Origin of the sequence: Paenibacillus sp. MAHUQ-63, assembly GCF_028765165.1 — a bacterium.
Classification (GTDB): Bacteria; Bacillota; Bacilli; order Paenibacillales; family NBRC-103111; genus Paenibacillus_E.
Map to the genome: position 1 here is coordinate 247,338 of NZ_JARADB010000003.1, position 20,803 is coordinate 268,140.

Annotated in this window: 15 protein-coding genes; all 15 read right to left on the reverse strand. The window is 53.4% G+C overall.

Annotated features, from left to right (window positions below; translation table 11 throughout):
• Positions 1–17 precede the first annotated feature (17 nt).
• The 15 genes from PUT07_RS17475 to PUT07_RS17545 all read right to left on the reverse strand — a co-directional run bounded on the left by PUT07_RS17475 (position 18) and on the right by PUT07_RS17545 (position 20,611).
• Positions 18–473, reverse strand: coding sequence for a hypothetical protein (locus tag PUT07_RS17475; protein ID WP_274469598.1), 456 nt, complete (start codon positions 471–473; stop codon positions 18–20).
• The gene (locus PUT07_RS17480) at positions 457–855 is read right to left on the reverse strand and encodes a hypothetical protein (protein ID WP_274469599.1); all 399 of its coding nucleotides are present in this window, start codon (positions 853–855) and stop codon (positions 457–459) included. Before PUT07_RS17480 ends, PUT07_RS17475 begins: the two co-directional genes overlap by 17 nt.
• Entirely contained in the window at positions 852–1,886 is a 1,035-nt protein-coding gene (locus PUT07_RS17485; protein WP_274469600.1) for an ABC transporter ATP-binding protein, read from the reverse strand. The genes PUT07_RS17480 and PUT07_RS17485 overlap by 4 nt, the downstream gene beginning before the upstream one ends.
• Positions 1,883–2,911 (reverse strand): ABC transporter ATP-binding protein, encoded by a 1,029-nt coding sequence (locus tag PUT07_RS17490; RefSeq protein WP_274469602.1) that lies wholly within the window; start codon positions 2,909–2,911, stop codon positions 1,883–1,885. The genes PUT07_RS17485 and PUT07_RS17490 overlap by 4 nt, the downstream gene beginning before the upstream one ends.
• Before the next feature lie 12 nt (positions 2,912–2,923).
• Entirely contained in the window at positions 2,924–4,084 is a 1,161-nt protein-coding gene (locus PUT07_RS17495; protein WP_274469603.1) for an ABC transporter permease, read from the reverse strand.
• Positions 4,081–5,079 (reverse strand): ABC transporter permease, encoded by a 999-nt coding sequence (locus PUT07_RS17500; protein ID WP_274469604.1) that lies wholly within the window; start codon positions 5,077–5,079, stop codon positions 4,081–4,083. The genes PUT07_RS17495 and PUT07_RS17500 overlap by 4 nt, the downstream gene beginning before the upstream one ends.
• A gap of 100 nt (positions 5,080–5,179) precedes the next feature.
• Entirely contained in the window at positions 5,180–7,141 is a 1,962-nt protein-coding gene (locus PUT07_RS17505; protein ID WP_274469605.1) for an ABC transporter substrate-binding protein, read from the reverse strand.
• Between the two features lie 1,604 nt (positions 7,142–8,745).
• A complete protein-coding gene (locus tag PUT07_RS17510) occupies positions 8,746–9,606 on the reverse strand; it encodes an AraC family transcriptional regulator (protein WP_274469606.1) in 861 nt (286 codons plus the stop codon).
• 163 nt (positions 9,607–9,769) lie between these two features.
• Positions 9,770–10,579, reverse strand: a complete 810-nt coding sequence (locus PUT07_RS17515; protein ID WP_274469608.1) for an MBL fold metallo-hydrolase — start codon at positions 10,577–10,579, stop codon at positions 9,770–9,772.
• 18 nt (positions 10,580–10,597) lie between these two features.
• On the reverse strand, positions 10,598–11,497 hold the full coding sequence (locus tag PUT07_RS17520; protein ID WP_274469610.1) for an SMP-30/gluconolactonase/LRE family protein: 900 nt from the start codon (positions 11,495–11,497) through the stop codon (positions 10,598–10,600).
• A 131-nt stretch (positions 11,498–11,628) separates the two neighbouring features.
• The gene (locus tag PUT07_RS17525) at positions 11,629–15,540 is read right to left on the reverse strand and encodes a polysaccharide lyase family 8 super-sandwich domain-containing protein (protein WP_274469611.1); all 3,912 of its coding nucleotides are present in this window, start codon (positions 15,538–15,540) and stop codon (positions 11,629–11,631) included.
• Positions 15,541–15,614: 74 nt separating this feature from the next.
• Positions 15,615–16,874 carry an alpha-L-fucosidase gene (locus tag PUT07_RS17530; protein WP_274469612.1) on the reverse strand — a complete coding sequence of 420 codons (1,260 nt, stop codon included), beginning with the start codon at positions 16,872–16,874 and terminating at the stop codon, positions 15,615–15,617.
• 196 nt (positions 16,875–17,070) lie between these two features.
• Positions 17,071–18,606, reverse strand: a complete 1,536-nt coding sequence (locus PUT07_RS17535; RefSeq protein ID WP_274469613.1) for an extracellular solute-binding protein — start codon at positions 18,604–18,606, stop codon at positions 17,071–17,073.
• A gap of 138 nt (positions 18,607–18,744) precedes the next feature.
• Positions 18,745–19,623 carry a carbohydrate ABC transporter permease gene (locus tag PUT07_RS17540; RefSeq protein WP_274469614.1) on the reverse strand — a complete coding sequence of 293 codons (879 nt, stop codon included), beginning with the start codon at positions 19,621–19,623 and terminating at the stop codon, positions 18,745–18,747.
• 1 nt (position 19,624) lies between these two features.
• Positions 19,625–20,611 carry an ABC transporter permease gene (locus PUT07_RS17545; RefSeq protein WP_274469615.1) on the reverse strand — a complete coding sequence of 329 codons (987 nt, stop codon included), beginning with the start codon at positions 20,609–20,611 and terminating at the stop codon, positions 19,625–19,627.
• Positions 20,612–20,803 lie beyond the last annotated feature (192 nt).

Consider the following 20,803-nt stretch of genomic DNA (forward strand, 5'->3'; position numbering starts at 1 on the left):
TACCTTCCTCTTCTTTTTTAGCGTACGGCTCTGCGGCGTGCCGCATGCAAGGAATACCAACCCAGCAGGAGCGTCATAATCCCTTCCACTATGAGAAACAGCAGCATATACGACTCGAACGGAATGCTCAACAGCACATGGGAGAACAGATTGCAGACGAACAATAGCCCGAGCTGGATGGCCAGCAGCATAGCCGACGCTTGCAGCACTTGCTTCGCTTCCGCTTTCTTCTTCAGATAATGCTGACAGTAGAAAACATACGCGAGCCAGACGACCCCCATGAACAAAAACGAGAAATTATCGATGCCCTGCCAGGAGGAGCGCTTCACTCCGAAAAAAGTAAGCAGAACAAGCAGCAAGCCTCTCAGCTCAAACCAATTGATAACGCCAATCGCCGCTGTGATGACGGTAATTCCGACGGATTTGTAGCCCGCCGTAGCGTCCGGCTGCTTTATTTCAAGAAAAGGATCCATACGGGTCAGCGTCCCTCCATTCCCTTTCCACTCTTTGCAGAATGCGCAAGGTTGCTTTACGCGACTCCTCATTTTCGACGAGCGTCGATTTATTCACGAACGAGATCAGCTTGCCGATCCGGTTCAAATAACGCTTCTGCGCCATACGGCTGATCCGGTTCACCTGCTCCAAATCGCCAAGCTTCTGATAATGAATCATGCGCTCGTTATACTTCGCCGACCACGTTTCCGGAACGGTCCCCGTTGTCGTCAGGGTCTCCAGGTCGCGCAGCTTGCCGCCGACCATTTTCTCCAGCAGCACGCGCATATACCAGAGCGAGCCCAGCATAATGAGGCTTAAGGCTGCGAAGAAAACGAGCAGCAGAAATAAAATATACGTCATACCGAAGCTGCCCCCCTAAGCGCCAGCTCTCCGGCGAAATGGCAGGCTGCATAGTGGCCGTCCCCAACCTGCTTCATCTCCGGCGCCTTGCTTTTGCAAATATCTTGGGCATAGGCGCATCTCGGATGGAAATAGCAGCCGGAGGGCGGGTTCGCCGGATTGGCTACCTCTCCCTGCAAAATAATCCGGTTCGACTTTTTGCGCGGATCCGGTACGGGCTTCGCCGAAAGCAGCGCTTCGGTGTACGGATGCTTGGGACTGGCGAACAAATCCTGCGTCGCGGCCGTCTCGACCATTTTGCCGACATACATCACGCCGACACGGTTCGAAATATGCTGAATAACGCCCAAATCGTGAGAAATAAACAGATAGGACAAGTTCAGCTTCTCCTGCAGATCCTGCAGCAGGTTGATGATTTGAGCTTGAACGGAAACGTCGAGCGCCGATACGGCTTCATCGCAGACGATGAATTTCGGATTCGTTGCGAGCGCCCGGGCAATCCCGATCCGCTGCCGCTGGCCGCCGCTGAATGCATGCGGATACCGCTCGAGATGCCGGCTGTTCAAGCCGACCATCTCCATCAGCTCCGCTACGCGCTCTTTCAGCTCCGCGCCGTGGGCCATGCCATTGCACACGAGCGGCTCGGCAATAATGTTCAACACCGTCATCCGAGGGTTGAGCGAGGAGTACGGATCTTGGAAAATAAGCTGCATATCCCGCCGGATCGCTCTTAATTCCTGACTGCCGAGCTGCAGCACCTCCTGCATCTGGCCCTGACGGTCCCGGAAAAGTACCGAACCGGAAGTCGGCTCGATCGCCCGCAGGATGCAGCGTCCGAGTGTCGTTTTGCCGCAGCCGGACTCACCGACCAGACCGAAGGTTTCGCCGGGACGGATATAGAATTGGACATCGTCGACAGCTTTGACGTAGCCGGCCGTTTTTTGCAGAAAGCCTTTCTTAATCGGGAAATACTTCCGCATATAGCGAACGTCAAGTATGAGTTCGTCGGCCTGCACAGATTGCATGCTCATGAGACCACCTCGGCTTCCTTAAGCTCCGTTTCCACCAATAAACAACGTACTTTATGATCCTTCCTCACTTCGACGAGCGGGACGTCGGCGACGTTGCATACGCCGTCCACCGCCATTTTGCAGCGGGTATAGAAGCCGCAGCCCTGCGGCAAATTCATCGGGAACGGGACGGTACCTTCGATCGATTCCAGCCTCTTGCTTTCCCTGCCGACCGCAGGGATGGAATTCAGGAGCGCCTTCGTATACGGATGCTTCGGGTTATGAAATAAAGAGTCTACGTCTGTATACTCGACGACCTTGCCGAGGTACATCACCGCCACTTCGTCCGACATCTCCGCGATGACTCCCAGGTCATGCGTAATGAATATGACGGACGTATCGTGATTCGCCTTCAAATCATTGATAAGCTGCAGCACCTGTGCCTGAACGGTCACGTCCAGCGCCGTCGTCGGTTCGTCCGCGATAAGAATCGAGGGGTTGCAGGACAGCGCCATGGCAATCATCGCCCGCTGGCGCATGCCGCCCGAGAGTTGGTGCGGATATTCGTTCAGGCGCTGCTCGGGATTGGACATGCCCACCTTCCGCAGAATGTCCAAAGCTAACCGGTGCGCTTCTTGCTTATCTTCGGTCACATGCAGCAGTATCGCTTCCATGATCTGATTGCCGATCGTATGAATCGGAGAGAACGCCTTCATCGGCTCCTGGAAAATCATCGCGATCTCGTCGCCCCGGATATCCCGGATGTCCTTGCCTCTCGGATCCAGCTTCACCAAGTCGACCGTGCCTTGCCCCCCGCTCCGCTGCAGATTGATTTCCCCCGCTACTTCGCCGGGCTTAGGAACAATGCGCAGCATCGCCTGCGAGGTGACGCTTTTGCCGCAGCCGCTTTCCCCGACGATCCCGAGCGTCATGCCGCGCTTGATCTGCAGATCGACGCCGTCCACCGCCTTCAGCACGCCTTCGTCCAGATGGAAGTGAACTTTCACATCCTTCATTTCCAAAATAACGTTATCCCGCTTCTGCATGCACGCCGCCTCCTATTTGTATGGATCCGCCGCATCGCGCAGTCCGTCCCCAAGGAAATTGAACATTAACACGGTTACAATAATGAATGCCGCAGGCCATAGCAGCCATGGGTGATGAGCCAGCGTTTCCAGGTTTTGGGCATCCTGCAGCAGCACGCCCCAGGAGACGACTGGCGCCTGAAGGCCGATGCCGAGGAAGCTTAAGGCAGTCTCGCCGAGAATCGTACCGGGAATCGAAAGCGTCACATTCACAATGATGTAGCTGGCGAAGGATGGCAGCAGATGCTTGCGAATGATGCGGAAATCGCTCGCTCCGGCGAGCCTCGCCGCCATGGTGAAATCCTCCTCGCGCAGGGAGAGGATTTTCCCACGTACGACGCGAGCAAGTCCCGTCCAACCGATGATGGAGAAGATGAGAATCAAACCGAAGTACGTTTGCAGCGCCGACCAATCCCTCGGCAAGGCGGCTGTCAGCGCCATCCACAGCGGGATCGTTGGAATACAGATCAGAAGGTCAATGGTACGTTGGATAACCGTATCCGTCACGCCGCCCAAATAACCGGACAGGCCGCCAAGCACCAGACCCAGCAGTAACGTCACGACGATGCCGAGAAGTCCGAACGACAGCGAGATGCGAGCTCCGTATATAATTCTGGACAGCAGGTCGTGCCCCAGCTTATCCGTTCCCATCAGGATGAGCGCATCCTTCGGATTCTTCAATCCGAACAAGTGACGGTCCATCGGAATAAGTCCCCACAGCTTATACGGCTCGCCTTTACTGAAAAAGAAAATCTCAAATTTCTTCGCCGGATCCTCGGAGAACGTCCGCTTAAACGTATTCGGATCGACTTTCTCGCTCATGCCATAGACGAAGGGCCTGAACTGAAAGCCGGTGTTCGGATCGACGAAATGAATTTTTTGCGGAGCGGCATTTTTATAATCGGAATACCTCGTCTCCTGAAGAGCCGGCGCCAGAAACTCGCAGAAAACCGCCACCAAATAGAACAGAATCAGCACAATCGCTGAGAAAACAGCCATTTTGTGCTTGATGAATTTCCACCACATCAGCTGCCACTGAGAAGCTACCTCGTACTGGCTGTCGGCTCCGATATTGCTTCCCCGCTTCGCTTTCGTTCGGCGAAGCCGATTCGCAATCGTCGTTATGGCACTCATTCCCCAACACCCCCGAAGCGAATTCTAGGGTCGACGAACGCCAGCAGAATATCCGACAGCAGCGTCCCGATCACCGTCATCACGCTAAGAATTAACAGGAAGCTTCCCGTCAAGTACACGTCCTGGAACATCAAAGCCTTGAGCAGCATCGGGCCCGTCGTTTGCAAGTTAAGCACGATGGAGACGATCGCTTCTCCTGAGATAAGCGCCGGCAGCGTCCAGCCGATCGTCGAGATCAATGGGTTGATCGCCAGGCGGACGGGATATTTGAACAACAGCTTGCCTTCCGGCACCCCTTTGGCTCTGGCGGTGATGACATACTGCTTCGACAGTTCATCCAGCAGCATACCGCGCGTTATTCTGACGAGTGATGCCGTTCCGGACATCCCGATCACAACAACCGGAATAATAAGCCTTGGCAGCATATTCAATACTTTGTCCATACTCCATGGGGCATCTACGTACTGTGCCGAGAATAACCCGGTAATGGATACGCCGGTCTGTGCGAAGATGAAATACACAATGATAAGCGCAATCAGGAATCCGGGCATTGCGAGCCCGATGAAGCCTATAAACGTAAACACATAGTCAAGTGCCGAATACTGGTGTGTGGCCGAATAAATGCCGATCGGAATCGCAATCAGCCATACGAAAACCAGGCAAATGAGCGATATGATAACTGTCAACGCCAATCTTGGACCGATGACCTCTGTCACCGGTTGATTCCACTGAAAGGAACGCCCCAAGTCGCCATGAAGCAAAATATTTTTCATCCAAATGATGTACTGAACGATCAATGACTTATCCAGCCCATAAAGCTGCTGCAAATTGATGACCGTACTTTCGGAAACCGCCGATCCTGATTGCTTCAGTGTAGCGATGTACTGCGTCAGGAAATCCCCTGGGGGGAGCTGAATAATAACGAAAACGATAATGCTGATAGCAATTAGCAGCGGAATGAGCTGCAGAAGCCGGTAGGAAATATAATTCAGCATGTGATTCCTCCTTCCAAAAATGGTCCCTGTCTCCGAACGAACCATGGAGCCCGGAGCGAGCAGCATGCCGCCCTCCGGACTCGCATTGATTCACGCCTGTTTACTTCCCGAAGAAGAACTGCTCGCCGCTGAAGTTCGCGCCGATTGCGAAGCTCGTGTCATTCGGAATGTTATGCAGCTTCGCGTTGACAATCAGAGGCTGCTTCACTTCCGATATCGGAATGAAGTAGTACACATTGTCTTTCATCACTTGCTTGATTTCGGCAACCTTCTTCTTGGCATCTTCCGGATTTGCAGCTGCGGCGTCGTTGATCATTTTGTACAGATCTTTCACGTTAGCCGGCGGCTCTTGACCGTTTTTCCCGCCGGAGGTGCGCCACAGATCCCATTGAGCTCCCCAGTATTGCGTACCCCAGTCGCCCATGTACCAGAGCGGCGTATGCGTCCAGATCATTGTAGCTTGAAGCTCGTTGTTCTGATTTCGCGTCGTCCAGAGCGTTTGGTCGATCGTTTTCATCGTGACGTTCAGGCCGAGCTGTTTCCACATCTCAACGATCAGCTGTGTCAGCGGTACGATATCCGGCGCTTGCGCACCGACCTCGAACGGAATCGTGAACACCTTGCCGTCCGGTCCGAGACGTTTGCCGTCGGCCCCTTTGGTAAGGCCCATCTCATCGAGCAGTTTGTTCGCTGCAGCGAGATCGAAAGTCGGATCCTCGATGGCGCCCGGCTTCGCGAAGCCGTAATAAACGGTATCGATGATCTCATTGCGGTTCAGCGCCAGGCTGAGCGCCTTGCGGAAGCGGACATCCTGCACGACTTTTTGCCAGTTCGGATCATTGAACGTTTGATTGATGAAAATATCGGTCGGCGTTACGTGCATGTTGGCGAGCAGCGCTTTGTAGCCGTTTTTCTCGTTTTCACGGTAAAGCGGCATTTTGATCAGAGCTGCCGACTCCCGGGAGAAGTCCACTTCGCCGGAAATCGTTTTCAGACCAACCATCTCGATATCCTGCACGAGTGTGCTTTGGATGCTGTCGATGTAAGGCAGCTGGTTGCCTGCGGAATCCACTTTGAAGTAGTAAGGGTTGCGCTCGTAAGTCGTTAACGTTTCGGTCGTCTTGGTCATCATCCATGGGTATAAGACAGGGAATCCGACGGCTTTCTTATTCGCCAGCTCCCAGTTCGTAATATCTTTGTCGTTGAAAAGGTTGAACCATTCGCCAGGCTGGAAGCCCGCTTCCTTGATCAGCGGTTCAAGCTTATCCAGCGGTGTGTATTTCTTGTGGAACTGCTTGAGGTAATGTGCGGGACGAATGAGCTCCGTATACCCGCGCCAGCCTTGGATGGCGAAGCGGATCAAGACACCTCCGTACGGGCGGTCAAAAATCAGCTTGAAGTTATATTCGTCGACCACTTCGAGTTTCATCGGAGCCGCATCGGCTTCCCCGCCGCCACGCAGCCAGACCGGGAAGATCGGTGTCAATTCCGGATCGTTCAAAATATCCTCTACCGTGAAGCGCACATCTTCCGTCGTCACCGGCTTGCCGTCCGACCATTTCATCCCTTTGCGCATCGTGAACGTGAACGTTTTCTGGTCGTCGCTCACTTTGTAGTCTTTCAGTACGTTGCCCGTAATTTGGTCCCCGAGAATACCCGGCGTATTGAGCAGCGGTTCGTTGTTCATGACGAACACGTCGGCATCCCAGTTAGGCGCGGATGTAACCGTTCTCAAAACACCGCCGTACGTACCGATTTCGTACTTCATTTGACTTTCCGGAATTTCGTTGGTGAGTTTGAAATCGCCAGGCAAACGGTCTTTGACAGGAGGCAGACCCTTGGAGGCCAAGACCGGTGAATCTTTAAACTCCGTCGGCAAAGCTTGCGTTCCGCCTCCGCCGGCAGGCGCTTTGGTTGGTTCAGGCGCTTTCGTTGCTTCAGCAGTAGCCGCAGGCGCTGGTGTTGTTGATGCAGGACTGCTGTCTGTACAACCCCCAAGAACAAGCGTCAACATGAGTGCAGAAACCAGGAGTAAAATAATCGACTTCCTCCTTGACTTCATTTGCAACCCTCCGATTTCCTCAAAAGTTTTGAGTTTGTGGACTCATCCTCATTGTTATGGCGAAACAGCCAAATAATCAACCCAATTTTCTGAATATTCGCGATGTTCACCAATCTCACTACTCATTGCTAACATTCGACAAGATCAGCCCAAAAGCACCTCTAGCGCATAAAATGTAATCGCTATCAGGCCCTGTTCGGCACCGTTTGCGTGTTGAAATCCACGGGTTGGTACACTACTCGCTTAGGCACAATTGCGCTTAATTCTGTGCATGCCTGCGCAGATCAGACAAAGACAAAGAAAGTACCACAAAGTCAAAAACTCCCGGCTAATCCGCTCGCTCAAGCTACTGTTTTGCTTTGGACAACTGCAACTATGTCGCCTTCTTGCACTTCCCCAGCACTGCTCTTAATGGCGCTATTGCCTCCGTTCGGTTCGCTGCTATGTCGCCCTTTCTTATGGACACTATCCCTTCTGCTCAGTTCACCTCAGTGTCGCCGCTCTTCTGGGCATTATCCCCTCCACTCAGTTCACCTCTGTATCGTTCCTTCTTCTGGAGACTATCCCTTTTCGCTCAGTTCACCTCTGTGTCGCCGCCTCTTCTGGACACTATCCCCTCCGCTCAGTTCACCTCTATGTCGCCGCCTCTTCTGGCCATTATCCCTTCCGCTCAGTTCACCTCTGTGTCGCCGCTTTCTTCTGGCCATTATCCCTTTCGCTCAGTTCGCCTCTTCTGGACACTATCCCTTCTGCGCAGTTCACCTCTGTGTCGCCGCTTCTTCTGTACACTATCCCTTCTGCTCAGTTCTCCTAGTTGAGGGGGATTGTTAATTTAGAAGACATTATTCAATCAGCATAGCTTCCTGACTCAATGGGATAGTGGCTCCATCGCCTTGTCAACCGGTTGCTTCTGTTGCCTTACGCCACCTATAGCTACTTTTTTCCAGTTACTTACTTTCTGTGTGACCCGACTTCTTGCTCCCTCTTCGATCTAGGCTCATCACTCTGACGTCTCCCTCTCGCTCTCCTCCTCCTCCTCCTCCTCCTCCTCCTCCTCCTCCTCCTTACTCTTCCTTCCCTCTCCCTTACTCTTCCTTATTCCTCCTTATTTCTCCTTACTCGCTACTCCCATCTTGTTTCTCTCTTCTTGTTCCTCCTTCTTACTCTTCCTTCTTACTCTTTCTTCTTACTCTTTCTTCGTACTCTGCCTTCGTACTCTTCCTTCGTACTCTTCCTTACATGTTTCTTACTCCTCTCCTAACGTCGCATCATCTATGTCATATCTCTGCACTTTCCCCGCTCTTCTCATCGACTGCTTCATATATCTGCTTACCCCCTCTCAACTCCACACCTATGTCGTATTCCTGCACTTCCCCCCACTTATCTCCTCATCTATGCCATATTTCTACACTTCCCCATATACCACTCCTTCTCGCCCAATCTCCCATATCTCAGCTTAACTCCGCATCTGCCCGGGCCGGGCTGACCATGTCCATGACTTTCCAGATTTTACACATCCACATCCCCAAAACAGCACAAAAAGCCCGCTCCAAATCGGAGCAGGCTTATCCCCAGCGGTAATCTGCCGCTTCAAGTTCTTCGGTTCACATCTGTTTCCTGAGCTGCTGCGGCGTCATGCCGATGGACTGTTTGAACAGCCTGAAAAACTGCGTTTTATCCTCATACCCGACGCTGCGCCCGATGGATTCGATCGAATCCTTGGTCTCCAGCAGCATCCGCTTCGCTTCCCGGAGTCTGACGTCATGGACGTACTCCGTGAACGTAAATCCCAGACATTCCTTGAACATTTTGCTCAAATAATACGGCGAATAAAAGCTTTCCCGCGCTAAGTCGTTAAGCGTGATATGGCCCGCGTAATGCTCTTCGATGTAGGACAACAACTGCGGAAGCATATGATACGCCGTGCGCAGCTCCGAGTTATGCAGATTGTCCTGCATGCTGCGGAACATCCGCGTCAGCAGCAAAGTCGCATAGCCGTGAAGCATCGCCAGGTAGCCGCTTTTTTTGCCGCAGTATTCCATGTACATTGTCTCGAGCAGCTGCTCCACTTCAAGCATACACTTGCCCCGAAAGGTGACATGCGGCGACGGATTAGCCAACGAATCCTTGAATTCTTGAAACAGCTTCAACGGGAGAAAATGGGAAGCGGTTTCAGTCGAATGCAAGTGATGGCTTAGAAATTCCGGGTCGAACAAAATGTTCATGTACTGCATATTTTTCTGAATTTCGAACGAGTGCCGGTCGCCGACATTCATGAACAAAAAGTCCCCGCGCTGCACGGCGAAAGACTTCCCGTTCACTTGATGATACCCGGCTCCTTGCCAAATGTAGACCAACTCGATGAAATTATGCGTATGCTCAGGCTCATTGGACTGTTGATGCAGCTTATAAAGCGCGATTTTCTCAGCTTGCTGGATGAAGTCAACGGATTGGTACATTTTCATCTGAACAACACTCCATTCATAATGGTCATGTTAGCATCTGTTTGCAAGCGTACCAGCCTCTTTAGAATATCACACCGTATGTAAAATCGTTAGATGAAGATATGCATAGTCACATTGTCCTAATGCTGTAAACCCGGCTCCGAACGTGTCGAAGTTTGGGCCGCTATTTCCGGTACAGGAACGTCTCTCCAGGCTGGAAAATATGGAATTTCTGCCCGAGGTGCTTCTGGTACAAGCGATCGACGAACGCCGCAATGCCTTCGCTATTGTTCGGATACATGTCGAAGTGAACGGGCACAACGGTGTCAAACTTCAAATGAGCCGCCAAATCCGCCGCCTCCAAGGCGTTCATATTGCCGACGACGCCAATCCGGTTGCGGAACAAATCCCGCCCGTTAATCGGCAGGAAGCCCACGTCCACCCGGAAGCCGGACAACGCTTGCACCAAGCCTTCTGTCAGGAGGGTATCCCCCGCATGATAAATACACAGCTCATCCCAGGTCAGCATGTAGCCCAGAAACTGATCCCAGCCGTCTTCATCCTGTAAGCGCTCTTCGTGCCATGAAGGAATGGGTTGGATGTCCAGCCCTTCGGCAAACGGCCAACTCTCCTGCACACCGAGCGCCTTCAACCGGTCAGCCGCGATGCCAATCGCCTCAAGCTGAGAGATGCAGCATTTCGGGGCGCCGAAACGGCAGGCCGGCGATGCCTCCGCGATCGCAAGCAGCGTGCCTGGATCCATATGGTCCAAATGCTCATGCGTGATCAGGACCAAATCCACGTCCGTCAACGTCTCAGGTTGGACCGGAGGCGCGTATCTTCGCACCCAGAACCGATCCGGAGGGCCGGTAAGCGCATCGACAGAATGCGTCAAATACGGATCGACTGCGATCGTGATGTCGTTTTTCCGCAAAATAACGCCAACTTGTCCGATATATTGGATCGATAATAGTTCATTGGAATTTAATTGCATATGGGTGCTCCTTCATTGTTAAAATTCGTTGTGCAAGCCGAACGTATACGTTCTCGTGCCTTTCACGCCGGGCTGCACCGCGAAGATGCCGCCTGCATGAGGCTGCTCCCCCGCCAGATGGTCTTGAACGTCCTTGCGTGCTGTCGTGATATACAGCGTATCCAGAGCCTCTCCCCCGAATATACAGGAAGACGCCTTCGCCGCCGGTACCCGAATGCTGTCCAGCTTCTCCCCGGTACGCGGGTTCCACCTCGATACCTGCCAGCCGTCCCAATGCGCGATCCACAGCATCCCTTCCGCATCGATCGTCATCCCGTCCGGAAACCCTTCCTCACCGGCATCAGCAAAGTCAATCAACGTTCTCGGGCCGGAGATTTCACCGCGCTCCAGATCGAATTGGAAAGCGAGCACCAGCTTTTTCATGGAATCCACGTAGTACATTTCTTTCCCGTCAAGGCTCCAGGCGATTCCGTTGGATACGCCGACGCCTTCGTGAACCTTGCGGAAGCTGCGGTCCACGTCCAGCACATAGAGGGAACCCTTGGCTTCTTTCTCGACGATTTCCATCGTTCCGGCCCAGAACCGACCTCGCGCATCACATTTCCCGTCGTTGAACCGGTTCTCCGGCAAATGCGATTCCGGGTCGACGATCGGCGTGAGCCGGCGTTGTTCCATGCTGTAGGACTGAAAGCCGGATTGCGTGGCTAGAATCACCTCACCCTGTCCGGCGCAAACAACCGCACCGACGTATTCACCGACGGGAAATTCTTCGTTGCTGCCTGTTGCCGGATCGAATTTGCAAAACCTTTTACCTATAATATCCACCCAGTAAAGCGCTTTCTCCAATTCATTCCAGCAAGGCCCTTCGCCTAATTCAGCTCTGGCATCGAGAACCAGCCGCACATGAGGTGAACTCATTCGCATCAACTCCTTACGAATATTGTAAACCGTCCTCTGGAGAAATGGAAGAAGAAGGAACGCCTGCCCATGAAAAAAAGAAAGGGCTTCCCCCGCCCTGCAAGTGCAGGAAGGAAAGCCCTTTACTTATTTTATGATTTCAGAAATGAAATAGCTTCCTTAAAGTGCTCCGCGAATTTGGCATCAATTTTCTTACCGGATTGAGCGCTGACGAAGTGCTCAAGGGCATTCATCGCCTCTTGGACGTGTCCGTCCTGAGATTGCTTCTGCAGAGCTTCAATTTTTGCGAGCAAGCTGCGATAGATGCCTTCGTTCTCGATCCATCCTCGACTGTAGGCGTACTGCACCGCTTCATCCAAATGAGCGTCATCCATGCGTACTTGCAGCGCAAATGTCTGAATGCTCTCGTTCCCGGCAGCATCCGCCGCCTTCACCTGAACCACATGGTCACCGATGCGGAGCGCAAGCGGTTCGTACGTATAAGGTTGGCTGACAGGGACTCCATCCAGCTCCACCTGAACGCTGGCGATGCCGCTGACTCCGTCCGTGACGTCGAAGTTCAGCGATCCGCCATCCGTCCAATAGACATCCATCGTAACGGTCGGAACGACCGCCGGCGCCGAGGCGTCGATCTTGATCTCCGCTGTCTTGATTTCCTCTTGATTGCCAGCTTGATCTACGCTGTAGTAGCGCAGCACATGAACGCCATCTCCGGCAATCGTGACGGAACTGCCTTCGGTGAACGGCGCATCGTTCAAGCTGTAAAGCGTTTGCTGTACGCCGGATCCGGAGTCGCTGGCCGTCAGCGTAACGGTTTGCGCCGTGCGCTGCCAACCGGATGGAGCGTCTGCGGTCGTCACCGGCGCTGCGCCGTCCTTCGCGAAGGTGATGACATGCGTCTTGCCGTAAGAGCCTGACACTTGAACGTTAAGCTTTAACGCCGGCGATGTTTGATTGATCGTGATGGAATCGTCTGCGCGCAAGAGCGTCAAGCCCCGCTTGTTGAGCTCGAGGGAAATCGCGCTTTGGACTTGCGTCGGATCGGACACCGCGATCGTCAGCTCCGTTGCGGATTCCTTCACCATGACGGAGGCCGGGCTGTGGGCGGTCAGTTCTCCGACGGAACCGGCATTCCAGAAATTGGCCGCCGTTATGCCAAGCTGCTTCTCTAGAACGGCGTGCACATCCGCCGTATTGCTCAAAATTTCTACGTTCGGCGAAGCGCTGTACGCTGCAGTGGCGGCAGCATCTTTATGCGGCAGCATCACATACGCATATGAAGCATTGGAAGGAGCTTGACCGTGTTCAAAGGCAAGGCTCAAATAATTGCGCGTTACCGGCGTATCCGATTGGCCGCTGTTAATTTGTTTCCAGCTGCCCGTTCTTGCTTCGCGCAAACCGGACAAGCTCGGCGAATCCGGGAAATAATAGCCGATATCAGCGCCCGGCAGGTTGCCTTCCAAGTGCGCCCAGTTGACATGATTCAGCGTGTCCGACCAGCCCGGCGCGTTTGGCAGTTTGGTGCCGTTAACCGTCAGCGCATTATCACCGGCATCGTTCAGCTTCCGGTTATCGATGACCGTCTCCACAGGCGCAGCGCCCCCCGCTTCTTTCGAGATGCCCGCACCCAGCGCGACGATTTCATCGTCGAACATGAACCACGATTTTTTGCCCTGGAGACTGCTTCCCGTCACTTTACTCAGGGAGAAGTCCATGCCCGCCGCACCGTAAAGCCCGTCCAGCGAGGAGCCGCCGACCCAATTTTTCGTATTCATGTACGAAGTCCACTCACCCGGCGTCACGCCCTTGCCGGACCCGTCCGTCGTTGTCCCCGGGAGCCGGAACGAATCCACGGTCGGCCAGAAATCGCTCCGGTACTGATTAAGATCCTGATCGTAGAGGAACGTCATCCCGATGCCGGTGTACCAGCCTTTGAGGTTCTCGTTGTTGCCCTTCTCAAAGGCGGAAATCCGGTTGGAGAACATGCTGAGTCCGAAGCCGTAGCCATCGCGCAGGTGAACGACCCGGTCCATGCCTGCAAACACTTGATTCCGCTGCAGCTCCCCACGGCGTTCAACCGAGGCGTCGCTCATCAGCTGTTTCACCAGCGTCAATTCATAGATTGGCAGTCCTTCCACATAGTTGGCATACGTGGTATCGGTCAAGATCCACTCTTTCGCCATTCGCTTGATAGCCAAGGCGACATCCGCAGGGGCTCCTTCGGCCAGACGCAGCAGCGTCGTAATCGTGCTTCTGGCGCTGCCCGACGCTTGCCGGGAAATGCCCCGTCCGTTCACCATATCCATATACAGCCCTTTGTAGATGACCGGCTCGAACGTATCGGATACCCAATTGTACACATTCAGCACATTGGGATCGGTTACCGGCCACGGAGAGCCGCCCAGCACGTAGGTCATGTCAGCCGCACGGCTTAACCACACCGCACCATAGCCCGCCGTATATGCGATATTCGCGTGCTGCACCAGGGAGCCGTCGGTGTACACGCCATCGCCCTGCGTCGTATACACGAATTCCGGACCAATCGGATCGCGTCCCTGCATAATCTTGGCGCTGTTATTGCCTATAATTCCCCGCATCGTCACGACCAAAGCCTTATCCAGCAGATTGGCGCCTGTCTCCACGACATTGTTGAGCGTGCGCTTCTTCGGATCCGGCACGAAACGGTCGATCGCTTTCATATGCTTCGCAATCTGCGTAGGCGTCAAATGCTCGTACATCAGCACCAGGATATCATTCATAATTTGCGGTGCGCCGATCTCCCAATCCCACCAGTTGCCGTACTCGGTTTTCGTTTCGTTGTAACGGTTCGCGTTCATCCAATCGAGCGTACTCAGGATGTCGCTCTTCAGCGCTTCGTTATGATATAGGCTTGAGCCTTGCAGCGTATAAGCAAGCGCCATCGTCCTCAGCCTGCCGTACGCCGTCGACACTTGCGCCGAGTCCGTCGTGCTGGTTAGGTCGCTCCACACGTACGTCCGGTTTGCCTCTTTATTCAGCGTATCCCAGAAGCCTGTCGCCTCGCTGTTCGTCACACTGCCCGCCATCTTCGCCAAATTGGCGGCGATATCCGGATCGGCGGGATCATATTCGGTGCCGCCCGTCAATTTGGTCAACCATTTGGCCCGCATCTGCGCATAAGCGGCGAACAGCTCCGGAGACTCCACGCTGACGATGCTGCTGGCCTGGATTGTGCCGTCCGGCGTCGCAACCGTGATCGTCGCGGAGCCGAGCCCGACACCCGTTACGCTGCCGCTAGCGTCCACGGTGGCCACGCTCGGGTTCGACGAGCTCCAGACAACCGTCTTGTCCGGCGCGCTCGCCGGGACGACAGCCGGGCTGAGCGTCACGGAGGACCCCTGCGCCATGGAGAATGCCGTTTGGTCCAGTGTAATTCCTGTTATCCCGTTATATTCCTCCAAACTCATATCATCAAACCATACTTTTCCTTTGCCAGTTTCGAGGAAGGGCTCGACTACCAGCTTCGTTACATTGCTCGGAATCGTCATGAACACCTGCTGCATGGTCCAGTCTTTGGTCCCAAGCAGCTTGGCGGATGCCGGACCGTCACCTACTTTGCTCGTGTTGTAATACTGCGTTCGGAAATACGCACCGGTTCCCGTAACGTTCTCGGTTTTCACCCACACCTTCAGTCTGTAAGACTTGCCTGGCGTAACCGTGAGGACGCTCTGGTTGACAGAGACCCTGCTTGTTGCGAAAGCGTCAAACAAAATCGATTTGCTCCCTTCATGATAAATGGTTGAGTCCAAGGACACCCGCACCGTTTGATTCGGCGCGTTCCCGCTCCCCGTCGGAATCCATAAGCCCCACCCGACCGGTGCGGGAGTCGTGACACCGTTCCAGTTCGCGTCCAGCGTCGTTGTCGTTTGTTCAAAACTTCCATTGTTCAGGAGATTCACGGCAGCTGCCTGCGCTTTCGGATAAGCGCTTTCATAAAAAGGTACGAAGGAAACCAACAGACTCGAAACGATGCTGAGAGATAACAGCTTGCTCATTCTTGGCATACGTACACTCACCTCGTCGATATATTTTCAAGAGTTGACAACCGTTTACGGTGATTAGCCGCTAAGAGGGGCCGTCAGTTGGATGGCCCGCAATGATACAAGAGCAAGTCCCGCAGTACCGGCTCTCCGTCGCTTTCCGTAATTTGAACCTGGACGCCGCTGACATAGACGGCCGGGATGGGAATGATGGCTTTATGCCCGATATGCCGTCCTTCATACACGGTCACAGGCTTGCCGGTCTTTTTCGTCATGATCGTAATCGTGAACCTTCTCACTTTCTCGCCATCCGCCAAATCTTCTTGAAGAACCACATGATCGAGCAAATGAGGCTCTTCTGGCTCATAGATCCACGTATTGTCCATTCGGCTGCACGGCGCCAGCGTACCGACAGGACGATCGAATCGCCGGCGGATCTCCGCCCCGAATTCCAATACCCGCTGCGTGTCCTTAACCGGCAGTCTTCCGTTCCGATCCGGTCCGATATTGAGCAGCAGATTCGCACCGCGTCCTACGGAATGGTAGTACAACCCCATCAGCTCTTCAACGCTTTTCACCAAATGCTCGTCGGCATCGCTGTAGAACCAGTTGGCCCGCAGCTGCACATCACACTCGGCCGGCAGCCACAGCTGTTCGTTCAAGCTTTCTTTGTGCTCACTCAGAATCGAGAATTCCGTGGAATCGACGACGTTCCAGCACGGAATCGGCGCAATGCCGTCCTCATTGCCGACCCACCGGAAATCCGGGTCTCCCATATTGAAAATCAATACATTCGGCTGCATACGGCGAATTTCACCGATGATGCGCGGCCAGTCGTATTCATGACCTTCGGAGCCGCAGCCGTCGAACCAGAGAATATCGATTTCGCCATAGCCCGTTAACAGCTCTGTAATCTGGTTCACGAAATAGTCGTCATACGCCTTCGCATCCTGCGTATAGAAATTCGCCGAACCGTCGAAAGGCGAATAATATAAGCCGGGCTTCACATCGTACTTGCGGCAGGCATCCACGAATTGCCGCACGACATCGCCCTGCCCGTCCTCCCACGGCGTCCCCGCCACCGAAAATTCGGAATACTTCGTCGGCCAATTCGAGAAGCCGTCATGATGCTTGGCGGTCAGCACCGCATAGTTCATCCCCGCCTCCTTGGCGGTCCGAATCCACTGCTCGCAATCCAGACCGTTCGGCTGGAAAGCGGAGAGCGACATCGGCCTTTCGTCGAAATCGACATACCCTTCATAGAAGGTTCGCAGTCCGAAATGCACAAATAGCCCGAATTCCCAATCTTGATACGCAAGCTGTTTGGTCGTGGGAACGGGCTTTGAAGAAGTCTGCATGTCATCCTTCCTTTCTATTCAACTTGCTTTCTTAGCATAATAGAGAGCGTTCATCGCAGGCAATCATCATTTCTTGCATGGCGACAACGTATCCAGAGATAGCCCATTCATAAAAAAAGCCGACGAAGCAAGAAAAAGCTATGGCGTACATAGCCCGATTCACCAAGGTTGTGCGGGCTATGTACACGGGCCGGTCTTATTTCTTCATTTTTTGCTGATACGCTTCGTTGGTCTCTTTGACATGCTGCTGGAAGCTAGGGTCGTCCTTGAACGATTTGACGAATTTATCCCAATCGTCCAATGAATTTTTGCCGATGATGACGTTCACAAGCATGTCGTTCAGCTTCTTATCCCAATCCGCGCCTTTCTCTTGGAACGGCGCCGTCTTCGACAGTCCATAGGTCGGATCCGGAATCGAGGAGATGGCATCGACGACCTTTTTATTCGCCTCATAGATGTCGCTTGGAATGCCGGACATTTTCGCCCGCAAATATTTATCGAAGTACCCCGTTACCCATTGACCGGTCGTATCGCCTGAATATCCTTTTTTCTTGCCTTCTTCGGTTTGCTCGACGAAGCCGTCGGACTTCACTTTGTAGTCAACGTCTTGAGTGCCGTAGACGGCCAGATTATACCCCTCAACCGATGCCGTATAGTCATAAAGCTCAAGTATTTTTTTCAGCTTGGCTTCGTCCACCGATTTTTTATTGATCAGGAACTGTCCGTAGAAGCCGCTCGCCTGCTCATAATAGGCTTTGCCGTCAGGCGCCTTCGGAAGCTCTACGGCAATCAGGTTCGCCTTCGGATTCGCCTTCTGCAGCTCCACGTTATATTTATACGCATCGACGACGTTCGCGATGGCCAGACCCGCTTTCCCGGCGACGAGCATATCCTTGAACTGCGCCGTTTTCAGTACGGGGAAGTCGGGCATGATGCCGCCGGTCTTGAATGCTTTATTCCAGTACACAAGCGCATCCTTGGCTTGCGGTGTCCACCAATACGGGATCAGCGAGCCGTTCTCTTCCTTCCACTTGGTGCCCGCACCGAACATGGACAGCAAGTAGCTTGCCGGGCCCGGCGAGCCTGCCAGTACGGCGCCGTACGTATCCGCTTTGCCGTTGCCGTCGGGATCTTTCTTCGCGAAGGCTTCGAGCACGGCGGCCAGCTCATCCATCGTCTTTGGCGGCTGCATGCCCAGGGTATCGAGCCAATCTTTCCGAATCAGCACAGCCTCATGGCCGTCAAGCGGTCTGACACGCGGAACCGAATACAGCTTGCCTTTGACGGATGCGTTTTTGTACACGTTTTCAGGATACTTGGCCAAGTTCGGGTAATTTTTGATATAAGGCGTCAGATCCCAGAATGCCCCCTGATCGATCGCGTTCAGGAACGCCGGCGTATAGTTGAAATCTTCGACGAATAGCGCATCGGGCAAATCGCGGGAGGCAAGAAGGGCGTTCAATTTCTCCGTAATTTGCGCCGAAGGGATCCAGTTAATTTTCAGATTGATATTGAATTTCTCATTCAGTTTCTTGACTGCTTCCAGCTCGCCCGTCGGAGCGGCGGAGAAGGCCAGCGTCGTTATCGAAATATCCGTCGGAGCGGCAGGCTTGCCGCCGCCTGAGTTCGCGGCTTGCGGCGTCCCCGTTGACGCATTGCCGCAAGCGGCCAAAGCTGTTGACAGCGCTGCGGCCGTCATGATGACTGTCCATTTTTTAACCATTGTTTGCATAGAATGACCTCCCGTTAATCATCTAATCCTATCATGACTGTCTGTGCAGGAAAACTCTGTGTTCAGCAGAACGTGGAAACGCGCATCCCCCCTTTCAATCGTTCGTTAGACGTTAGCGGCAGCGGTCCGCTTATGAATCTAGCCTTTGACGGAGCCGACCATCATGCCTTTGACGAAATATTTTTGAAGGAATGGATACACGATGACAATCGGCAGCGACGATACGACGACAGCGGCCATTTTGATCACTTGCGGCGGCACGGTGCGTTCGCTTTCGATCATGGCGGCCACAGACGGATCGCCCATCTGCGAAGCGGAGATCAGCATCATTTGGAGCAGCACCTGCAGCGGCCGGAGCGCATCGCGGTTAATGTAGAGCACTCCGCTGAAATACGTGTTCCAATACCCGACAGCATAAAATAAACCGAATGCCGCAAGCGCGGAAACCGAGATCGGCAGCATGATGCGGACGAATACGCCGAAGTCGGAGCAACCGTCGATTTTGGCGGCTTCCTCCAATTCGTCCGGAATGTCTTGATAGAAATTTTTCATCAGAAAGACATACCATGCACTCGTTAACGCGGGCAGAATGAGCGCCCACACCGAATCCATCAACCCAAGACGGTCTACGAGCAAATAATTCGGGATCATCCCCGGATTAAAGAGCATGGTCATCAGGATGGCGACGAGGAAAAACTTCTTCCCCTTCAACCGTTTTCTGGACAGCACATAAGCTAGCGCGCTAGTCACGATCAGGCTTAATACGGTCCCGGCCACTGCCAAAAAACCGCTGATCCCCATCGCCTTCATAAAGGCATTGGTCGAGAAAATGAATTCATAAGCAGATAAGCTCCACGTTTCAGGAATCAAAACAAGCGGTTTCGCCAAGTATTCGGACGGGTCCGTAAACGAGATGATGACGACGTACAGGAACGGCAGCAGGGTGGCAAGTCCGATCAATGCTAACAAGGCATAGTTAAGCACATTAAACACGGAAGATCCTAAGCTTTTATGCATATTAGTACAGCCCCTCCTCTCCGAATTTTTTGGCCACTTTGTTGGCGGATACGACAAGAATAAGCCCTACGACCGATTTGAATAGCCCGGCCACCGTCGCATAACCGAATCTTCCCTGCTGAATGCCCACACGGTACGCATAAGTGTCGAACACATCCGCCAAATGCGCAACAGGTCCGCTGCTCATCAAGTAAATTTGCTCGAAGCCTACGTCCATTACCTGGCCGAGGCGAAGAATGAGCAGCACGATAATGGTACCCCGTATGCCGGGAAGCGTGACATTGCGCATTTGCTGCCACCGGTTGGCCCCGTCGATTTGTGCAGCTTCATACAGCTCTGAATGGATGCCGGCCAGTGCTGCGAGGAAGATGATCGTTCCCCAACCCGCTTCCTTCCATATACTCTGAGCCGTAAGCATGCCCCAGAACAAATTCGGCTCCGTCAGAAATTCGATCTTCTCGCCGCCGAACTGAACGATCAGTTGGTTAATCACTCCGCTCGCTTGACCGAAGATCAGAAAGCAGATCCCGACGATAATGACCCACGAAAGAAAATGCGGCAGGTACACGACCGTTTGCACGATTTTTTTGAACAGCAGGCTCCGCACCTCATTAAGCAGAAGAGCTACGATAATCGGAACCGGGAAGAAGAATACGATATTGAGCAGCGAGATCGCCATCGTATTGCGAAACAGCAGCATAAAATCAGGATTCGTAAAAAACTCGTGGAAATATTTGAATCCCACCCACTCGCTGTCCCAAAACCCTAAATAAGGCGAATAATTTTGGAAGGCAAGCAGCAATCCCCACAGCGGAAAATACTTAAAGATGAGGAAAAACAGCAATCCCGGCGCCGCCATCATATACAAATATTTATCGCGCCGGAGCGCGGTCTTCCATTCTCCCGCCCAAGTTATTGCAGCGCGTTCTTCTTGGTTGCCATGAGCTTGATCCCCTGAACGGATCCGCTCCATTCGGCTATGCAGCATAACTCTTCACCCCTCTTCATGTCATTGGCATCTGGCTGCCTTGCTCCTGAAGTGATCGTACATGACGGGGATTCCGTGAACAATGACCAATTCTTGCGTCCGAGCCCGTCCCATGCCAAAAAAAGAGGAACCCCGATGAAACGGGGCTCCTCCCTGCTTAATACACTTTTCTTGCCTAAGTAATTAGGCTGC

Coding starts and splice junctions, on each gene's coding strand:
- PUT07_RS17475 (WP_274469598.1), bottom strand. CDS start 473: ATGGATCCTTTTCTTGAAATAAAGCAGCCGGACGCTACGGCGGGCTAC.
- PUT07_RS17480 (WP_274469599.1), bottom strand. CDS start 855: ATGACGTATATTTTATTTCTGCTGCTCGTTTTCTTCGCAGCCTTAAGC.
- PUT07_RS17485 (WP_274469600.1), bottom strand. CDS start 1,886: ATGAGCATGCAATCTGTGCAGGCCGACGAACTCATACTTGACGTTCGC.
- PUT07_RS17490 (WP_274469602.1), bottom strand. CDS start 2,911: ATGCAGAAGCGGGATAACGTTATTTTGGAAATGAAGGATGTGAAAGTT.
- PUT07_RS17495 (WP_274469603.1), bottom strand. CDS start 4,084: ATGAGTGCCATAACGACGATTGCGAATCGGCTTCGCCGAACGAAAGCG.
- PUT07_RS17500 (WP_274469604.1), bottom strand. CDS start 5,079: ATGCTGAATTATATTTCCTACCGGCTTCTGCAGCTCATTCCGCTGCTA.
- PUT07_RS17505 (WP_274469605.1), bottom strand. CDS start 7,141: ATGAAGTCAAGGAGGAAGTCGATTATTTTACTCCTGGTTTCTGCACTC.
- PUT07_RS17510 (WP_274469606.1), bottom strand. CDS start 9,606: ATGAAAATGTACCAATCCGTTGACTTCATCCAGCAAGCTGAGAAAATC.
- PUT07_RS17515 (WP_274469608.1), bottom strand. CDS start 10,579: ATGCAATTAAATTCCAATGAACTATTATCGATCCAATATATCGGACAA.
- PUT07_RS17520 (WP_274469610.1), bottom strand. CDS start 11,497: ATGAGTTCACCTCATGTGCGGCTGGTTCTCGATGCCAGAGCTGAATTA.
- PUT07_RS17525 (WP_274469611.1), bottom strand. CDS start 15,540: ATGCCAAGAATGAGCAAGCTGTTATCTCTCAGCATCGTTTCGAGTCTG.
- PUT07_RS17530 (WP_274469612.1), bottom strand. CDS start 16,874: ATGCAGACTTCTTCAAAGCCCGTTCCCACGACCAAACAGCTTGCGTAT.
- PUT07_RS17535 (WP_274469613.1), bottom strand. CDS start 18,606: ATGCAAACAATGGTTAAAAAATGGACAGTCATCATGACGGCCGCAGCG.
- PUT07_RS17540 (WP_274469614.1), bottom strand. CDS start 19,623: ATGCATAAAAGCTTAGGATCTTCCGTGTTTAATGTGCTTAACTATGCC.
- PUT07_RS17545 (WP_274469615.1), bottom strand. CDS start 20,611: ATGCTGCATAGCCGAATGGAGCGGATCCGTTCAGGGGATCAAGCTCAT.